Consider the following 19053-nt stretch of genomic DNA (forward strand, 5'->3'; position numbering starts at 1 on the left):
GGAACGCCTTGGCAGTATCAGTTGGTTTATGCGCTGTTTAAACGAAGATATCGCCCGCAAGGCCAATCGAGAAGATGGCTGTAAGGGCGTATTCTGGGAAGGACGTTTTAAGTCGCAGGCGTTGCTCGATGAACAAGCGCTGCTGGCCTGCATGATGTATGTGGATTTAAATCCCATTCGCGCCGGTATTGCAGATTCGCTGCAAACTTCTGATTACACATCCATTCAGGAGCGTATAGAGGAAGTTGCTGAACCTACAACTGCCAACACTTCACTTAAGCCTCTGCTGCAATTTGATGGTGCAGCCACTGCCGCCGAACAAAGCGGCATCCCATTTCACTTTGCCGACTATCTGGAGTTAATTGATTGGACAGGCCGTGCGGTGCGGGAAGACAAGCGTGGCTATATTGCCTGTTTTAGGCCAAAACTACTGCTTGAGCTTGGTATCAGTGACGATGCCTGGATAACTTCCGCCAAGGAGTTTCGCCGTCAGTACAGTGGCATGAGTGGCCGATGGGATGCAATGTGTGCCATGAAGGCCAAATATGGCGGTAAATGGTGCCGGGGTAAGCAACAAAGCCAAGCAATACATCCCCATTAACCTTAAACCGTTGGTGATATTGCAGCAACAGGCTTAAGCCTGCCGTTGGCCTGCCTGGCAATCGTAGTTTTTGTATGAAGCATGCAGATTACTCGTCTTAGAGAGTCTACTTCCAATATTTCATCGTCATTTATAAACAATTGAGACCGAATGATATGCTTCCTCATGGCTCGCAAAGTGTTTAGGATGTCCTGTATATTCTGTTGGTCCAAGAATCTGGCGACCTGCCTACCACTAATGGCCACAGAGACTAATTGACCAACCATTTCCCGCGAATAATCATCCACGACATTCAGTACCCGAAAGCGACGACCATTGCTGAGTTGGTCTGACACAAAGTCCATAGACCAACGTTGATTGGGGGCTGTTGGCACCTCCATAGGCTGCCCTGGCCGGGTTAGCTTCTTGCGCTTCTTCGTCCTGACCTGCAAGCCTTCCTCCGTGTAGAGCCGATGGGTTCGTTTGCGGTTTTTGACCCAGCCTTCCCCCCTGAGCAAACCATGCAGCATCAGATACCCATAGCGAGGATATTGCGTCGCCAGCGCCTTCAGTCGCTGTCTGAGCCCATTGTCTGACTTTGTCCTGGATTGATAGCGATATGCAGTCCGGCTAAGCCCTGCCAGCTGACAGGCTACTCGCTCACTTAGGCTGAATTCCTCAATCAGGTGTTGAACAACAGGCTTTTTGGCCGCTGGCGTTACCACTTTTTTGACAGCACATCCTTCATTGCTTCGACTTCCAGCATCTTGTCGGCCAACATCTTTTTGAGCTTGTTGTTCTCCGCTTCCAACTCCCTCAGCCGCTTCGCTTCGTTCACTTCCAGCCCGGCATACTTGCTGCGCCAGTTATAGAAAGTGCCCGTGGATATGCCCATTTCACGGCAAATGTCATCGACTTTTGCCCCTGCCTCATGCTGTTTGATGGCCTTGATGATTTGTTCTTCGGTGTAACGTTTCTTCATGTTGAGATCTCCATTGGCTCTAGTGTATTGGAAATCTCATCAATGTCATGGTCTTAAATTCGGGGGAAAGGTCAATGGGTATCAGTTTGCAAATCGTCTTCTGAAGTCAAAAACAGACATTACTCAATATGTAATGTCCTTTCATGTAAAAATTGGTACAGACAAACAGAGAAATCTGTTCTTCAGATTCGATATGCATGACTTTGAACAAGCAAAAGTCAAGAATGTAAATAGCCCTATGTGTATCTATGATCTAAAAAATGTTTGTATCGATGAACTGTTTAGATAATTTACATAACAAACGACTATGGCGTCAATCCTTTATTTTGGGCGATGTTTTGGTCCCACATGATGCCATCTCGAAGCATAGAGTTTAGGATGACCACCATCTTACGAACGCAAGCAATAATCGCCACTTTCTTTGGTTTTCCAGCTTCGAGTAATCGAGCGTAAGTGTCCTTGAAAACAGGGAATCATTATGTCCAAACAGATTCCATTACCTCATGGAGTTGTATGTACCAACTTAAAATAGTAGTTAATTATATTCGCCAAGTATTGAAAATTCCTCCACTACAAACGGGGTTGTTGGGTTTAAGGCAAAGTTATGAGTGTAAATATCGTGTAATAAGTATCCCTGTGGCACCGTATTCCCGCCCTAGAGGCAAATCAAGCGCATTAAAGCTTGGAGAAAACTGTAAATTAAGTTTAGAAAACGTTTCATTACAAGGATTTGATAAAGCCGTTGATATGCTGAGCTCAAATTCTGTAAATGCTAAAAAGGTGGAGGTTAACTATTGTAAAACAGGTTTTTTTGTTCGTGCATCTGATAAAAAAGTGGAGAAGAACATGGCGTTAGATTTAAAAAATGTAAAATTCAAAAAAGGTGATGTTGGTGTTGTCGCTCCGGATTCATATGATATCAAAGCTAGGAATGTAGACTTTGAAGAGGTCAGAGTTTGCTTTGATATTTATGTAAGTAAATCTCAAATGGTTGAAATGGGGCTGCCAGAAAATACTCCAGTTGAGTTGATTGTTGAAGCAATTCAGATAATTAAGAGTAACCAAGAAAAAGAAACTGTTGAAAATTTATCTAAGTCTAGGTTGTTTACTTGGTTAGGAGTTGCTTCAAATTCAGTGACTATAGCGACCCCAATTGTCCAAGCCTTGCTCGCTCATGCTACATCTTCTTAACAAACAACTATGGCGTCAATCCTTTATTTTGGGCGATGTTTTGGTCACACATGATGCCATCTCGTGAGGTAAAATGGACACCCAGCATTAAAAATCCACAAAGCCAGCACAACAAAGACACCCATTATTAGCTGTGTTAGCGCTGAGTAGCTTGAAATATCTGAAGTGTCAGCAGACATACGCCTATTTCCCAGGCACAGGCGTAACTGTGACCGTCGAAAACAGGGACGTTTTCGTCGAGGCTACATGGACGTATTCACGCCGAGTCACAGGATCGCCTGTGCGAAAGGTGCACCGCAGGTGATGAGTTACAACTTAGCTAGCCGCTAGGATCAAGTTCATTAGTGAGTTTTGGCTTAAAGCCATGATTGCCGCTGTGCCAGCGGCCTAAAGTCGTGGTGTTCCACACCACACCGGGCAAGAGGCTTTGCTTGTCCAAAGCCCCTTGCATCCCAAGGACACCCCGACGTAGCCGAAATCCCCGCTGGCTTATGAAACAAATTGGCTACACTCAGGACTCGCCAAATACATCCATGCATAACGGCCAGCTCGCCTTCCTTGGCTCGCGCTCATAAGCTTGTTGCTTCGCAACATTCGCCTTGCTCGACCTTCGAGCCTCGACGTCCCTGTCTCGGCTACGCCAATTTGCAACAACGCCAGCGGCGGCTCCGAAGGGGGCATTGGTGCAATTCTGTTAGCGCTGAGTAGCTTGGAATATCTGAAGAGTTTGCAGACATACACCTATTTTCCAGGCACAGGTGGAACTGTGACCTTCCGAGCCAGGGGGGGCGAGGCAGAGCTTACAAGGACGTACTTGCAGCGTGTCACAGGATCGCCTGTGCGAAAGGGCCGTTATCGGGCTTCCGGCCCATCCGCACCGCAGGTGATTGACTACACCGTGGCCGGAAGCTCGCCAATATTAACTTAGGAACTTTTAGCTGGAAGCTATGATAGCCGCCGTGTCAGCGGCCGAAAGCCGCAACCCTTTGACCTTTCCCCCATGATTGAACATAAAGTGAATTCAGCGAACTTGGCCGGGGGCTGAAAAAACCGGGAAATGGCTCAGGCGGTGAGAGTGTTCGCCAGTGCCACTTCCAAGGTCATTTCCGATGCTGAAAGTTAAGCCTTGAGCAATGCCAATGCGGGCTGTTGGTTATCAGGATAGAGTCGATAAGCCTTATGGTGCTTGATGCAACTGGCTTTCTTATCCCCCTGGCTGAATAGAAGCGCATGTTTGACAGCAAACTGGGCAATCAACTGCTCGTCGGCGCGGATGTAAAGGGTGATGGGTTTAATCAATTTGCCATCGAGCAGATGCTGCTGATACTGCTCTGTGGAGATCACCAAGCTGTTTTGCCCCTGGCTGTCTAATTTGAGTTTACCGCTTACTTCACAGTCGAGGATGACGAGCCAGCCTTCGGCCTGGAGCTCGGCAATCAGGTTCTGGAGCGATTGCCCCACTGGGGCATTATTGATGGCTGGCAGATACTGCGCATGGATACGTTGAAGCACCTCGGGTAACTTGGCACCGGCCCCCAGGCTTCGGCCCTCTCTTATCCAGCGAGTGAGATCTTCTGCCACTAACTTTGAGAAACGCTTCTCTTTTAGTGACTGCACCATCCAGTTGCAGAGGAAATGACTTTCCGCTGCCGGGGTCTTGATGCTGCCGGCGGCATGGTTACGTTCTGCCAAAGCAGCGAGGCCGGCTTGGGTTAATGCCAGCAAGGCCTGATTGTAGCTTTGTTCTGTCATTGTATTTCCGCGTATAAGAGATATGGATGGGGCGCTGAGTATACCCTAAGCTGCAGTTATCAATATCAGGTAGACAAAGAAAAACCACCACAATGGTTATCAGTAAGACAGTTATCCGATCTGTCTTCGCAGCTATCTTACTGTAAATTTTTCAATCTCAAGGATATCTCTTGTCTGCCGGGCAACTGGGTTGTTTAATGAACAAGGTGAGGTAGTAGTCGGATGTTACCTCTGCCTCTATGGGCTTGGTTAAGATGAGTCTGATGGTGAGTCGATGGAATAACAGGAGAAGACAATGGCTAACGTATTGATCCTTGCCGGTGATTATGTGGAAGACTATGAAATCATGGTGCCGTTTCAGGCGCTGCAGATGGTGGGCCATAAGGTGACCGCCGTGTGCCCTGAAAAAGAGGCCGGTGATACTGTCAGGACGGCTATTCATGATTTTGAAGGCGATCAAACCTACAGTGAAAAACCTGGGCACAATTTCGTTCTCAACGGTGACTTTGAGCAGATAAGTGCCGATGACTTTGATGCGCTGCTGATCCCCGGCGGCCGAGCACCCGAGTATCTGCGTCTCTATGATGAAGTGCTTGAGCTGGTGCGGGCCTTTGCCAAGGCGGATAAGCCGATTGCCGCCGTCTGTCATGGGGCGCAACTGCTGACCGCCGCTGGAGTGGTGCAGGGCAAGAAGGTGTCGGCTTATCCCGCCTGTGCCCCAGAAGTGCGCCAAGCCGGTGGTGAATATGCCGATATCGAGGTGACAGAAGCGATTACTGACGGCAAGTTGGTTACAGCGCCGGCTTGGCCTGCTCATCCTCAGTGGTTGGCGCAGTTCCACGCCTTGCTTTGAATTCGGTAAACAAAAGCGCTTATCCCTTAGGGGAGCAAGCTTTGCCGCCGAGAATGCAAGTGTTTCCAGCCGGTAGAAAGTCCAGCTAAAACCCAATTAGCCAAAAGCCGCGCAGTGCGCGGCTTTTTAGTGGTTCAACATAGGAGCAAAAGCCCGTCAAGCGGGGTGGCTCACTTGAGCTTCTTGGGCTTGATGCCGCTGGAGCCGACTTTAACCTTAACTCTGCGGCCGGACATGCTCTTTTCCGCTGCGACCTGCTCCGAGGCGCTGCTGGCACCCGGCTTTTTCTTGGCGAAGCTGCGGCGCTTTTGCAGTTGCTTGAGCAGGAGATCGCGATTACTCACTTCATAGCCTGGCATCATGATGCGCTTGAGTTTTTGGCCGATCAGTTTTTCGATGTCGGCCAGAGTGCGCTCTTCTTCGCGGCTGACAAAAGAGATGGCGACCCCCGTCTTGCCGGCGCGGCCGGTGCGACCAATACGGTGCACATAGTCCTCAGCCAGGAAGGGCAGATCGTAATTGACCACATACTCGAGATCCGGAATATCCAGGCCGCGGGCGGCCACTTCGGTGGATACCAACACTCGTACCTTGCCTTCCTTGAATTCTCTGAGCGCCCGGCGACGGCTGCCCTGGGCTTTTTCACTGTGTACCACGGCACTGGCGATACCGTCGAGATTCAGCTCCTTGACCAGATGATCCGCATCTTCACGGGTGGCGGTAAACACCAGCACCTGCTGCCAGTTCTTGCGCCCGATAAGCTCAGATAGGAGTTCACGCTTGCGGCGCTGCTCTACCGGGTAGACCACCTGGCTGACGGTCACCGCTGTGGTGTTCTGGCGGTCGGCCGTGATGACCTTGGGCTTGTTCATTATCTCATCGGCCAGGCGCCTTACCGCGCCAGAGAAGGTGGCCGAGAACATCAGATTTTGCCGCTGCTTGGCGGCGCTCTGAAGTATTTTGTTGATATCGTTGATAAAGCCCATATCCAGCATACGGTCGGCTTCATCCAGCACCAGCACTTCCAGCGAGCCCAGGCTCAGGTTACCGGCCAGTAGTTGTTCCAGTAAACGCCCCGGAGTGGCTACCACTATGTCGGCGCCTTGTTTGAGCTTGTTGACCTGAGATGCTGACTTGACGCCGCCAAACAGGGTGGCCACCGACAACTGCAAGTATTTGCCGTATTGGCGGGCATTATCCGCAACCTGGGATACCAGCTCACGGGTCGGTGCCAGGATCAGGGCCCGGATATTGCCGGGTTTGAGTTCGAGCGGGTTATCCTGCAGGCGCTGCAAAATAGGCAGCACAAAGGCGGCTGTCTTGCCTGTGCCCGTCTGGGCGCTGGCCAGTACGTCCTGACCGCGGCGAACCGCAGGGATGGCCTGTCTCTGAATCGGTGTCATGCTCTCATAACCGCACTCTTTGAGCGCACGGAGTATTTCGGGGGCAAAACTGTAAGATTCAAACTTCATCTCGATATTCCTGTATTCAACCGCTTGGCGTGTGTCTTAGCTGTTTCGGGTGTCGGCGGCCCAAATGCCGGAAGCTCAGGCCTGAGTAAACGCCAAGTGCCGGGATAACCCGGGCGGGCGCGGAGTATAGCAAAAAAATCCATCAAGGCCCGCTCATTTCTGCTTTATTCTTGCGCTGCAAGGATAAATGACCTTAGGCATTGCGGATATCACTGTTTTGGGCAGATACAAGAATGCCGCCCGCAGGCGGCATTCTCTCACTATTTATCGGCTTAGTTGAACCAGCCGGCAAACATCTGCTTGAAGTAGTCCATCAGCTTGCTGAACCAGCTGCCTTCATTGACTTCTTCCAATGTCACCAGTGGGAACTGAGCAATGTCTTTACCGTCGAGTTGGAAGTATACCCGGCCGACGACTTCACCCTTGGCCAGCGGTGCGGTCAGCTCTTTGGTCAGTTCGAAGTTGGCTTGCAGGTTTTTAGCCTGGCCCCGGTTGATGGTCACAGGAGTGTCAGTGGTTACACCTAAGTCCACTGTGTCACGGTCGCCATACCAGATCTTCTGGGTGACAAAGCTGTCACCGGCCTTGTAAGGGGTGATGGTTTCAAAGAAACGGAAACCATAGTTGAGCAGTTTCTTGCTCTCGGCCTTACGGGCGGCTTCACTCTTGGTGCCCATGACTACGGCAATCAGGCGCATGCCGTCTTTGGTGGCCGAGGATACCAGGTTATAGCCGGCACCCGAGGTGTGGCCTGTCTTGATGCCGTCGACATTGAGGCTGTTATCCCACAAGAGGCCGTTACGGTTGTACTGTTTGATACCGTTGTAGGTAAAAGATTTTTCCTTGTAGATATCGTATTCGTTGGGTACATCACGGATGAGGGCCGCACCCAGCAGCGCCATATCATAGGCGGTGGACTTATGGTTGTTTGAGTCCAGACCGTGGGAGTTTTCAAAGTAGCTGTCACGCATGCCCAGCTGCTTGGCCCAGGAGTTCATCAGATCGACGAAGGCGCCTTCGGTTCCTGCAATGTGTTCGGCCATGGCGACACAGGCATCGTTACCGGATTGGATGATGATACCCCGGTTCAGATCCGAGACTTTGACCGTCTTGCCGACTTCGATAAACATCTTGGAGGAATCGGGGAAGTTCTTCGACCAGGCGTTCTTGCTGACAGTGACATCGTCATCGGGGGAGAGATTACCCGCCTTGATCTCCTGACCTATGACATAGCTGGTCATCATTTTGGTCAGGCTGGCAGGGTTGAGGCTTTCGTAGGCGTTATTTTCCGCCAGTAAGCGCCCTGAGTTGTAATCCATCAAGACATAGGCCTTGGCGGCAACATCTGGTGCATCTGGGACGACTATCGGGGCATTGTTGGCCTGTGCGGCGGAAACTGAGGCGCAGGCGAGCAACAGAAAGGCTTTCGCGGGACTTTTTACAAAATTCATCATTACCTGAATACGTCTTCTGGTTGGAGTCGGAAAATATGCTGAAATTCGCAGCGAGTATAACATTAGTCGACCCGATATTTCAGTTAAGGTTCCTTAATTAGTTAAAAAGATGGTGGAATTTTGAACACTTATGTTTTTGGTTCAGTCACCATATAGCTGCCCGGGAAGCCGTCCTGTTTCAGTTTTTCCAGCAATTTGGCGGCAATACCCTCATGGCTGACCGGCCCGAGTTGCAGCCGATATACCGGCTTGGCATCGGTAATTCGGCTCTTGACCTGGTACTTGCTTTCAAGCTCTGAAGCCAACTCAAGCAGACGCTCGCGCGAGCCAGATGCCATCACCTGTACATAGTGCAGATTGTCGCTGCGAAGCTCGGCCATGGTCTGGCTCTCTTCACTGTCTTCAAACAGGACTTCCAGCCTCACCTTGGCGGTGCCTGTCTTCAGCATATCCAGCCGGTAAGCCGCGGCGTAGGACAGATCTATCACTCGGTCGGGGTGGAAGGGACCACGGTCATTGACTCTGACCACCACGCTCTTGTTGTTGGCCAAGTTGGTGACCCTGACATAGCTGGGCAGAGGCAATGTCTTGTGCGCCGCGGACATGGAGTACATGTCATAGGTTTCACCGTTGGAGGTCAGATGGCCGTGAAATTTGGCGCCATACCAAGAAGCCAGCCCTTCGGCCTTGTAGCCTCTGCCGGACGGCATCACCTGGTAGGATTTGCCTCTGACTTGGTAATCCCTGTTGCCCTGCTTGCTGTAGGGCTCGAACCTGGGATGGGCATCTTCCACCTTGGAGACATCCGGGGCATCGGCCGGAGGCCTATCATCTTTCATGGCGTAACGGCCCGAGTTGCCGGCACAGGCGGCCAGCAGAATCGAGGCGGTCAGTGGCAGCAATAGTTTAAGTCTTGTCATGGTGGGCTTTGAGTTGTTCACTGAATTGATAAACCGCCATGGCATACAGCGGGCTGCGATTGTAACGGGTGATCACATAGAAGTTGTTCAGCCCCAGCCAATACTCTTTGGCATCGGCTTGTTCCAGCTCGATAAGCAGCGCTTTTTGGCTGGCATCCAGATCCCGATTTTCCTTCAGTGCCACCTCGGGGGAGAGGATATCGGCCACTTGGTAATTGAGCTTTTCTCCCTTCCAGACCTTGGCCTTGGGCGTGGCCGTGGTGCTCAGTTCCAGCGCCACCGGCTCACCAGCTTTCCAGCCGTGACGGTGAAAATAGTTGGCTACTGAGCCTATGGCATCGTCGACACTGCCCAGCAGATCCCGCTTGCCGTCACCATTAAAGTCGACGGCGTAGGCCAGATAGCTTGAGGGAATAAACTGGCCATAGCCCATGGCGCCGGCATAGGAGCCCAGGAGCGTTTCCTTATCGAGCTGCTCCTCTTTAAGCAGCGTCATCAGCTTGGCAAACTCGCCGCGAAAGAAAGTCGCCCGTGGCGGGTAGTAGAACCCTAAGGTATAGAGGGCATCGATTACCGGGTACTTGCCCATATAACCGCCGTAGAAGGTTTCAATACCGATAATGGCGACTATGATTTGCGGATCCACGCCATAGGTCTTGGCGGCGCGCGCTATGGTCTGTTCGTGCTGTTGCCAGAAACTCAGCCCGGCTTCGAGGCGCTTTTCGGTCAGAAAAATGGGGTAGTACTGATGCCAGGGTTTGGCCTCCCAAGGGCTGGAGATGGCGTCCAATACCGCCTGGTTTTTTTGGGCCGAGGCGAGGAAGCTTTCCACTTCCTCCTGGCTAAAGCCTTGGCTCTGTTGCTGTTTGATAAAATCCTGCTTGAGCTGTTCGGAAGCGGGCACCTCGGCGGTGGCACAGGCGCTGAGGTTGAGACTCAGCAGCAAGCCAATAGGGATAAGCAGCTTTTTGAATGTCGGCATCTAAGGCGTTCCTATCTGTCGATGAAGCGTCTATGGGTGTGAATGCTCATTAGAATGCCAAAAGCCGCCATCAATGTCAGCATAGAGGTGCCGCCATAACTTATCAGCGGCAGCGGGACTCCCACCACGGGTAAAATACCGGATACCATACCGATATTTACAAACACATAGACGAAGAAGGTGAGGGTCAGCGAGCCGGCCAGCAAGCGAGCAAAGCTGGTTTGGGCCCTAGAGGCGATCACCAGGCCGCGGCCGATCACATAGAGATAAAGCGCCAACAGTAGCAGACTGCCGATAAGGCCAAACTCCTCGCCGATCACGGCGAAGATAAAGTCGGTGTGGCGCTCCGGCAAAAACTCCAGTTGCGATTGAGTGCCATCGAGCCAGCCCTTGCCCCAGAGTCCGCCTGAACCTATGGCAATCTTGGACTGAATGATGTGGTAACCGGTACCGAGTGGATCGGCCTCGGGATCCAGCAGGGTCATCACCCGGTTGCGCTGGTAGTCGTGCATCAAAAAGAACCACAGAATCGGCAGCAGCGCCAACACAGCGGCGATAAAACCACCGACAATGGCCCAGCTCATGCCGGAGAGAAACAGTACAAAGATCCCCGAGGCCGCCACCAGAATAGAGGTACCGAGATCCGGTTGTTTGGCGATAAGCAGGGTGGGGATCAACAAAATCACCCCGGCGCCGGCCAGATAACGCTTCTTCGGCGGCAAGGGAAACTTGGAGATAAACCAGGCCATGGTGATCGGGAAGGCCAGTTTCATCAGTTCAGATGGCTGAAACTCCATAAAGCCCAAGTTGAGCCAGCGTTGGGCGCCCTTATTGATCTCACCGAAGAAATGCACTCCCAGCAGCAGCGCGACCCCGGCAAGATAGATGGGCAGAGCCCAGCGGCGAAACACCTCGGGGTTAATCTGGGCGATAAACAGCATCAGCCCAAGGGACAGCCCCATACGGAATAGCTGACGCTCCATCATGGCCAGGTCTTCGCCGCTGGCAGAATAGATGACGAACAGGCCAAAGCCCATTAGGCCCAGGATGCCGAGCAGCAGCGGCAGATCGATATGTATCCGCTGCCAGAAATTGGGTTTACGGCTGTGGCTCATGTTTCAACTCCCAGGTATCCCGTAGCAGATATTCGTCCAGCATGGCCCGGGCAACCGGTCCGGCGTTGGCGCCACCCCAACCGGCGTTTTCCAGTACCACGGCCAGTACAATTTTCGGATCCTCATAGGGGGCATAGGCGATAACCAGCGCATTGTCACGCAGATGCTCGTCTATGGAATCCGCATCATATTTCTCATCTTCGGCAACGCTGAATACCTGGGCGGTACCTGTCTTCATCGCCGCGGTATAACTGGCATCGGTGAAGCGACTCTTCTGCGCGGTGCGGCGCATCGCCTCGTTGATGACCTCCCAGTTGTGGGCATTTTTCAGCACTATCGGCGGTCTTTCATCCACCGGCGTCTCGATGCGGGCGGTGTTGTCCTTGATGGCCTTGAGCAGGTGCGGGGTAAAACGCTTGCCGCGGTTGGCCAAAATGGCCGTGGCATTGGCCAACTGCAACGGCGTGGTGGTCCAGTAACCCTGACCAATCCCGACCGAGATGGTGTCGCCTATGTACCAGGGTTGGTTGTACTTGAGGCGTTTCCAATCCCTCGATGGCATTACCCCGGCAGACTCTTCGAAGATATCCACCCCGGTATTTTGACCGAAGCCGAATTGATCCATAAAGCCGGAAATCTTGTCGATGCCCACCTTGTAGGCCATGTCGTAGTAGAAGGTATCGCAGGAGTGAACTATGGAGTCATAGACATCCACCCAGCCGTGGCCCCAGCGTTTCCAGTCGCGATATTTACGGTCGACCCCTGGGATCTGCCAGAAGCCGGGATCCCAGATGCGGGTCTTCTCGCTAATGGTTTGATCTTCCAGCCCCAGGAGCGCCAGATGCGGCTTGACCGTGGAGGCAGGAGCATATTGCCCTTGGGTTGCGCGGTTAATCAGGGGGCGAGAACGGCTGTTGAGCAGTTCGCTGTAAGCCTTGGAACTGATCCCGTGCACAAACTGGTTTGGGTCATAGCTGGGGCTGGAGACCATGGCCAGAATACCGCCGTCTCTTGGGTCTATCGCCACGATTGAGCCGCGGCGGCCATTCAAGAGTTCGGTGGCCTTTTGCTGCAGCTGCAGATCCAGTGTCAGGTAGATATCCTGTCCTGGCTCTGGCTGGGTCACCTTGAGAGTGCGGACACTGCGCCCTAGGTTGTTGACCTCTTCCTCCAGATGTCCGGGTACGCCGTGGAGTAGGCTCTCATAGAACTTTTCTATCCCCTGTTTGCCTATGTCCTTGGTGGCTGCATAGTTTTTCCAGTCACCTGAGCGTTCCAGCGCGTCTCTGTCCCTGGAGTTGATTTTACCGACATAGCCGAGCACATGGGTCAGCAGGCTGCTGTAGGGATAGTGACGTTTGAGACCGGCATCGATATAGAAACCATCAAACCTGTGTTGATTGACGCTGAACAGGGCTACTTCGTCTTCCGTCAGCCGGGTCTTAAGCGGTAAGGGCTTGAAGCGGCGGTGATATTTCAGTGACTCGGTGAAGCTGTCGCGCTCATCCTGACTGAGGTCGATAACGGTAGAGAGTTCATCCAGCGTCTGCTGCATATTCTTCACCTTCTCTGGGATCACCTCCAGAGTGTAGAAGGGCAGGTTTTCTGCCAGCAGCTTGCCGTTGCGGTCATAGATCAGGCCGCGGCTGGGCGCCAGCGGCACCACTCGGATACGGTTATCATTGGAGCGGGTTTCGTAGTCTTTGAAAGAGACCACCTGCAGATAGTAGAGGTTGCCGAGCAACAGGCTAAGCAAAGCGACCACGCAGACAAAGGTAAACAGCGCCCGGCGTTTGAACAGTGCCGCCTCGGCGGCGTGATCATGCATGGTTATTCGCTTTCTACGCGGCAATGGATTCTCTCCGGCTCAAACAGTTAATGCAAAGTCAGCTAATGCAAGTGGCTCTTGGGTGCCTTATTCCCTGTGGTAGGGATGATTGTTGTTGATGCTCCAGGCCCGGTACAGACTCTCGGCCACCACGACTCTTACCAAGGGGTGGGGCAGGGTCAGGGCCGACAGACACCAGCTTTGGCTGGCGGCCTGTTTACAGGCGGGAGCCAGGCCTTCCGGGCCGCCTATCAGCAGGCTGACATCCCGGCCATCGAGTTGCCATTTCTCCATGGCAGAGGCGAGTTCCGGAGTCGTCCAGTTCCTGCCCGGCAGATCCAGAGTGACGATATGGTTGCCCTTGGGGATCGCGGCCAACATGGCTTCGCCCTCTTTTTGCAGAATACGGGCGATATCGGCATTCTTGCCCCGCTTACCGGCGGGGATTTCAACCAGCTCCAGCGCCATGTCCCTGGGGAAGCGGCGCTGGTACTCGGCGAAACCCTTGCTGACCCAGTCCGGCATTTTGGTGCCTACGGCGACGAGTTGCAGTTTCATCAGGCGTTGGCGTCAGACCAGAGTTTTTCCAACTGGTAATGTTCGCGGGTTTGCTCCTGCATCACATGCAGAATCACATCACCTAGATCCACCAGAACCCAGTCGCTGCTGTCGCGGCCTTCTACGCCCTGAGGTTGCATACCGGCTTGTTTGGCTTCGGCAACCACATTTTCAGCAATGGCGCGAACATGGGTCTTGGATGTGCCTGAGCAGATAACCATAAAGTCGGTCACGTTGGACTTTTTGCTGACATCCAGCACCACTATGTCCCGTGCCTTGAGATCATCGACCTTGTCGACAACAAATTGTTTCAGTTCTGTGCCTTGCACGCTGAAGATCCTCTCATGTTTTTGATCAAGCGCAGTAGTATATCAGCGCTGGCGGGCAAGTCCCATAGCATTTATCGCCCACCCACCGCAGTTAACCGCCAAGATAGAGACGGTTTGCAACTATATATTCGAGCACGGCTTTGGGCATGGTGGCGCGGCAGGCATTAATGTCACCGGCGGCGATGGCGCGGCGAATGGCCGTGGAGGAGAAGGGCTGCGGCTCGACCGTGAGGCTGATGATTTTGCCGTATTGCGCATTTTCAATGTCATGCTTACTGTCATTGCCGTTTGCATCGTCACAGGCTCTTGCCGCCAAGGCTTGGGCGACCGAGCAGCCTCTTTGGGCCAGTTCGGTTTGGATTTCGGCGTCCTTTGGCAGGTGCCAGTCCGGGCGCTGGCAAACCACCAGGTTACACAGGGAAAACAGCCGCTGCCATTGATGCCAGCTCGGCAGCGACAGCAAGGAATCTGTACCCATGATGAATTGAAATTCGGCGCCAGGGAAAGCCTGCTGCAGCGCTTCCAGCGTCGCGACACTGTAGGAGGGGGCATTGCGCTTGAGCTCGATATCGCAAATGTCCATATCGGGGAACTCGTCGCAGGCCAGTTTAAGCATGGCCAGGCGCTGCTCGCTGCTGGCGGTGGCCTTGGCCTTGTGCGGCGGAATATGGTTCGGCAGCAACCAGAGCTTATCCAGCTCTAGCCGGGCTTTGACTTCGGCCGCGGGTTTGAGGTGACCATAATGAACAGGGTCGAAAGTTCCGCCCATCAGCCCGATACGCATCCTGTCTCCTCAGTCGAACTCAATATGGCCAAGGTGGCGCGCCGCCTTGGGATCGAACAGCAAACACAGATGGGATAGGCCGGTCCAGTTTTCCTGGCCTTGCTGTTTCAGTGCCAGCTCCAGTTTGGAGGCGATAGCCAGCATGGACTCTATGGCTTCCAGGCTCAGCCGGGTGAGGGCGCCCTGATAGAGCGGCTTGCGCTTGTCCCAAATTCTATGCTTGCCGAATAGGCTATTGAGGCTCTCGCCCTGACTGCGGGCCGATTGCAGCGTCAGCAGCAAGGTCAGCTCCTTTTGCAGCGCCCAATGGATAATGGGCATGGCGGTTTCTTCGGCCTTGAGCTGGGCGAGGATATGCTGGGCCTTATCCTGCTGATTGGCCAGCAGGGCATCGGTCAATTGGAACACGCTGAAGCGGGATTGATCTTCGAAGTAGCGGCTCAGCTCTTCGCTGTCCACAGGACGGGCACCGGCCAGCAGTTGCAGCAGTTGCATCGCCTGATCGGCCGCCAGCAGATTGCCTTCGTAGAGGGCATACAGCATGGCTCTGGCATCGTTTTTGAGATTGAGCCGATAGTATTGAATACGGCCGTCGAGCCAGCGCTGGAACTGAGCCCCTTCGGGGGTAGCGCAAGGAACATAAAGACCTTGACTGTCCAGGGCCTTGAACCACTTGCTGTTTTGCTGATCGCGGCCAAGCTTGGGGCCGTCGATGATAAGCAAAATATCCGGGTTTTGTTCGGCGATAAGGCTTTGCAGCATGGCGCCGCCATCGGCGCCCGGCTTGGCCTGGGGCAGGTTGAGTTCTATGATCCTGCGACTGGCAAACAGGCTCATGGCGTGCCATTCGTTGGCGAGATCCTGCCAGTTGAAGTTGGCTTCCTGAGTCAGTTGCAACCTTTCTTCAAAGCCTTGGCTGCGGGCGGCAGCCAGGATTTGCCGCTTGCTGCTGTCCAGCAGATAGGGATCGTCGCCCAGCAGCAGATAGCAGGATTTCAGCGGCGATAACTGCCGGTGTAACTGATCCGGATAGACCCGCATCAGTTCACCTCAATGGCGGCCAGAGTCTGGATGATGTTATCGGCGGCCTGAATGCGCATCTCTTTGACCAGCAACTCCATCTCGCGGCTCTTGGCCAAGGCGGTGCGGGGGTCGTCGAGATAATCGCGGCGGATTTCCACATCGAAAGGCTGTGCTTCCTTGCCCGGCAGAGACACGGCAAAACGCACATGGTAGATGAGTTCATATTCGGCGACGTTGCCTGTGGGGTAGAGCGACAAGGTTGAACGCTCCAGAGTGTCGCTCAGCAGCACCAGCCGGGGAATGCCCTTGGCGGGTTCCTCTATGCCGACATTGTTGAGACGCAGACGTTCACGCACCAGGCGGCTCAGCTCGCTGTATTTGTCGCTGCTCTCCAGGCTCAGCTTGCTGAGCTCGGGCGGAATGGAATAACTTCCCTGGAGTTGAAAGCCGCAACCGGCACTGGTCATAACAACCAGTGCCAGCAGGGCGAACATCAACTGCTTCACGCTTAAAGATAGTTTCAGCATGGATGTCCTGTTTTTTCTCAGTTGGCGACTATGTTCAGCAGTTTGCCGGGAACATAGATCACCTTGCGGATGGTCTTGCCTTCGGTGTGCTTCATCACCTGTTCATCGGCCAGACCCAGGGCTTCGACCTCTTCCTTGGCAGCATCGGCCGCCACAGTGATCTTGGCTCTGAGCTTACCGTTGACCTGCACCACGATAAGCTTGCTGTCTTCGACCAGTGCGGATTCGTCGGTTTCAGGCCAGCTGGCTGACTCGATATCGCCTTCCATGCCCAGCTCCTGCCACAGGTTGAAGCTCAGGTGCGGGGTGATGGGGTACAAGAGACGCACAATGGCCGACAGGGCTTCGGCCATCAGGGCTCTGTCCTGCTCGGTTTCCTGTGGAGCCTTTTGCAGCGCATTCATCAGTTCCATCACAGCAGCAATGGCGGTGTTGAACATCTGACGGCGGCCGATATCATCGGTCACCTTGGCGATGGTCTTATGCAGTTCGCGGCGCAGCGTTTTTTGCTCTCCGGTCAGTGCCGTTATATCCAGCGCTGGAGCCGCGCCCTTGGATATATGGTCGTGGGCCAGTTTCCACAGACGCTTGATAAAGCGGTGGGCACCTTCCACGCCTGACTCCTGCCATTCCAGTGTCAGCTCCGGTGGTGCAGCAAACATCATGAACAGTCGCACAGTATCGGCGCCGTACTTCTCTACCATCACTTGCGGGTCGATGCCGTTGTTCTTCGACTTGGACATCTTGCTCATGCCGGTGTAAGTCAGCTCATGGCCTTCGCTGTCCACCGCCTTGAGGATCCGACCCTTGTCGTCTTTCTCAACCACGGTCACTTCCAATGGCGATACCCAAACGCGGGCGCCTTTCTCGTTGCTGTAGTAGAAGGCATCGGCCAGTACCATGCCTTGAGTCAACAGACGCTTGGCAGGCTCATTGGAGTTAACCAAACCGGCATCACGCAACAGTTTGTGGAAGAAACGGAAGTACAACAGGTGCATACAGGCGTGTTCGATACCGCCTATGTATTGATCTACCGGCAGCCAGTAGTCAGCCTTGGCTGGATCCAGCATCTGATCTGCCTTGGGCGAGCAGTAGCGGGCATAGTACCAGCTGGACTCCATAAAGGTGTCGAAGGTGTCGGTTTCGCGCAGGGCATTTTGGCCGTTGACTGTGGTCTTGGCCCACTCTTTGTCGGCCTTGATTGGGCTCTGGACCCCATCCATGACCACATCTTCCGGCAGAATGACCGGCAGTTGTTCTTCAGGCGTAGGCATCACAGTGCCGTCTTCCAGAGTCACCATAGGGATAGGTGCGCCCCAGTAGCGCTGGCGGCTGACGCCCCAGTCGCGCAGGCGGAAATTAACCTGGCGCTTGCCTTTGCCTTCGGCACTCAGCTTGTCGGCGATGGCGTTGAAGGCGGCTTCAAAGTCCAGACCATCGAACTCACCTGAGTTGAACAGTATGCCTTTTTCAGTGTAAGCGGCTTCAGAGATATCCAGCTCGCCATCGGCAGGCTTAATCACACCTTTGATAGCCAGGCCATACTTGGTGGCGAACTCATAGTCACGCTGGTCGTGGCCGGGAACCGACATTACGGCGCCGGTACCATAGTTCATCAGGACAAAGTTGGCGGCCCAAACCGGGACTTCTTCACCTGTCAGCGGGTGGATTGCCTTGAGGCCGGTATCGACACCTTTCTTCTCCATAGTGGCCAGCTCGGCCTCGGAGGCGGTGCTCTGCTTGCACTCTTCAACAAAGGCTGCCAGCGCCGGGTTGTTGGCGGCGGCTTTCTCGGCCAGCGGGTGACCGGCGGCAATGGCCACATAGGTCACGCCCATCACGGTATCCGGACGTGTGGTGTAGATGTCGAAGCTATCGTCAGAACCGGCCACCTTGAAGGTCATCTCGACCCCTTCGGAGCGACCAATCCAGTTACGCTGCATGGTCTTGACCTGCTCAGGCCAACCTTCGAGGGTATCGATATCGTTCAGCAGCTCTTCGGCGTACTGAGTGATCTTGATAAACCACTGAGGGATCTCTTTTTGCTCCACCACAGTGTCGCAGCGCCAGCAGCAACCATCGATAACCTGCTCGTTGGCCAGTACTGTCTGGTCATTGGGGCACCAGTTGACCGAAGAGGTCTTCTTGTACACCAAGCCTTTTTCATACAGTTTGGTGAAGAACCACTGTTCCCAGCGATAGTATTCCGGGGTACAGGTGGCAATTTCACGGCTCCAGTCGTAGCCAAAACCCAGCATTTTCAGCTGGTTCTTCATGTAATCTATGTTTTCATAGGTCCAAGGCGCCGGCGCAGTGGCGTTCTTGATCGCGGCATTTTCTGCCGGTAGACCGAAGGCATCCCAGCCGATGGGCTGAAGCACATTTTTACCCTGCAGACGCTGGAAACGGGAAACTACGTCACCTATGGTGTAGTTACGCACGTGTCCCATATGCAGCCGACCTGAAGGATAGGGGAACATAGAGAGGCAGTAGAACTTCTCTTTACTCGGATCTTCGGTGACTTCAAAAGTTTTCTTTTCTGCCCAGTGCGTTTGCACTTTGGCTTCGATTTCTGAGGGATTATATTGCTCTTGCATCAGGTTTTTCGGCAATGCCGCCCATTATTTTGACATGCGCGCTATACTGCGCCGTTTAGATCTGCATAGAATAAACCAGAAGTGAGTCATTAAGAAAGGTTCGTCT

General features: G+C 53.6%; 16 protein-coding genes and 2 pseudogenes. 3 read left to right on the forward strand and 15 right to left on the reverse strand.

What is annotated here, in order from left to right; translation table 11 throughout:
- Positions 1–601: transposase (locus CBE72_RS06995; RefSeq protein ID WP_478009835.1), on the forward strand; the 601-nt coding region annotated here is incomplete at its 5' end.
- Between the two features lie 203 nt (positions 602–804).
- Here CBE72_RS06995 and CBE72_RS07000 read toward each other — a convergent pair.
- Positions 805–1562, reverse strand: a pseudogene (locus CBE72_RS07000) (IS3 family transposase); the annotation flags it as partial.
- A gap of 305 nt (positions 1563–1867) precedes the next feature.
- Positions 1868–2032: pseudogene (locus CBE72_RS07005) on the reverse strand (IS110 family transposase); the annotation flags it as partial.
- A gap of 43 nt (positions 2033–2075) precedes the next feature.
- Between CBE72_RS07005 and CBE72_RS07010 the strand changes: the two are divergent.
- On the forward strand, positions 2076–2753 hold the full coding sequence (locus tag CBE72_RS07010) for a hypothetical protein (RefSeq protein ID WP_100142930.1): 678 nt from the start codon (positions 2076–2078) through the stop codon (positions 2751–2753).
- 1119 nt (positions 2754–3872) lie between these two features.
- Here CBE72_RS07010 and CBE72_RS07015 read toward each other — a convergent pair.
- Complete coding sequence (locus CBE72_RS07015) at positions 3873–4505, reverse strand: DUF2913 family protein (RefSeq protein ID WP_100142931.1); 633 nt, start codon at positions 4503–4505, stop codon at positions 3873–3875.
- A gap of 295 nt (positions 4506–4800) precedes the next feature.
- Between CBE72_RS07015 and CBE72_RS07020 the strand changes: the two genes are divergently transcribed.
- Positions 4801–5358 carry a DJ-1/PfpI family protein gene (locus CBE72_RS07020; protein ID WP_028781593.1) on the forward strand — a complete coding sequence of 186 codons (558 nt, stop codon included), beginning with the start codon at positions 4801–4803 and terminating at the stop codon, positions 5356–5358.
- A gap of 170 nt (positions 5359–5528) precedes the next feature.
- Here CBE72_RS07020 and CBE72_RS07025 read toward each other — a convergent pair whose 3' ends face one another.
- The 12 genes from CBE72_RS07025 to leuS form a co-directional block, all read right to left on the reverse strand.
- A complete protein-coding gene (locus CBE72_RS07025; RefSeq protein ID WP_039034330.1) occupies positions 5529–6830 on the reverse strand; it encodes a DEAD/DEAH box helicase in 1302 nt (433 codons plus the stop codon).
- A gap of 272 nt (positions 6831–7102) precedes the next feature.
- Positions 7103–8284: a serine hydrolase gene (locus tag CBE72_RS07030; protein WP_100142932.1), complete on the reverse strand. Its 1182-nt coding sequence runs from the start codon at positions 8282–8284 to the stop codon at positions 7103–7105.
- Between the two features lie 128 nt (positions 8285–8412).
- Positions 8413–9204: a septal ring lytic transglycosylase RlpA family protein gene (locus CBE72_RS07035; protein ID WP_100142933.1), complete on the reverse strand. Its 792-nt coding sequence runs from the start codon at positions 9202–9204 to the stop codon at positions 8413–8415.
- Positions 9191–10186 (reverse strand): lytic murein transglycosylase B, encoded by a 996-nt coding sequence (mltB, locus tag CBE72_RS07040; protein ID WP_100142934.1) that lies wholly within the window; start codon positions 10184–10186, stop codon positions 9191–9193. Before mltB ends, CBE72_RS07035 begins: the two co-directional genes overlap by 14 nt.
- An 11-nt stretch (positions 10187–10197) precedes the next feature.
- Positions 10198–11301 carry a rod shape-determining protein RodA gene (gene rodA, locus CBE72_RS07045; RefSeq protein ID WP_100142935.1) on the reverse strand — a complete coding sequence of 368 codons (1104 nt, stop codon included), beginning with the start codon at positions 11299–11301 and terminating at the stop codon, positions 10198–10200.
- The gene (gene mrdA / locus CBE72_RS07050; protein WP_373289296.1) at positions 11285–13129 is read right to left on the reverse strand and encodes a penicillin-binding protein 2; all 1845 of its coding nucleotides are present in this window, start codon (positions 13127–13129) and stop codon (positions 11285–11287) included. The genes rodA and mrdA overlap by 17 nt, the downstream gene beginning before the upstream one ends.
- Positions 13130–13216: 87 nt before the next feature.
- Complete coding sequence (rlmH, locus tag CBE72_RS07055) at positions 13217–13687, reverse strand: 23S rRNA (pseudouridine(1915)-N(3))-methyltransferase RlmH (protein ID WP_039034324.1); 471 nt, start codon at positions 13685–13687, stop codon at positions 13217–13219.
- On the reverse strand, positions 13687–14016 hold the full coding sequence (gene rsfS, locus CBE72_RS07060) for a ribosome silencing factor (protein WP_025011675.1): 330 nt from the start codon (positions 14014–14016) through the stop codon (positions 13687–13689). Before rsfS ends, rlmH begins: the two co-directional genes overlap by 1 nt.
- Positions 14017–14107: 91 nt before the next feature.
- Complete coding sequence (gene nadD, locus CBE72_RS07065; protein WP_100142937.1) at positions 14108–14800, reverse strand: nicotinate-nucleotide adenylyltransferase; 693 nt, start codon at positions 14798–14800, stop codon at positions 14108–14110.
- 9 nt (positions 14801–14809) lie between these two features.
- Positions 14810–15841, reverse strand: coding sequence for a DNA polymerase III subunit delta (holA, locus tag CBE72_RS07070; RefSeq protein ID WP_039034321.1), 1032 nt, complete (start codon positions 15839–15841; stop codon positions 14810–14812).
- Complete coding sequence (locus CBE72_RS07075) at positions 15841–16350, reverse strand: LPS-assembly lipoprotein LptE (RefSeq protein ID WP_025011678.1); 510 nt, start codon at positions 16348–16350, stop codon at positions 15841–15843. Before CBE72_RS07075 ends, holA begins: the two co-directional genes overlap by 1 nt.
- A gap of 17 nt (positions 16351–16367) precedes the next feature.
- Complete coding sequence (gene leuS / locus CBE72_RS07080) at positions 16368–18947, reverse strand: leucine--tRNA ligase (RefSeq protein WP_100142938.1); 2580 nt, start codon at positions 18945–18947, stop codon at positions 16368–16370.
- Positions 18948–19053 lie beyond the last annotated feature (106 nt).

Origin of the sequence: Shewanella carassii, from assembly GCF_002777975.1 — a bacterium.
Classification (GTDB): domain Bacteria; phylum Pseudomonadota; class Gammaproteobacteria; order Enterobacterales; family Shewanellaceae; genus Shewanella; species Shewanella carassii.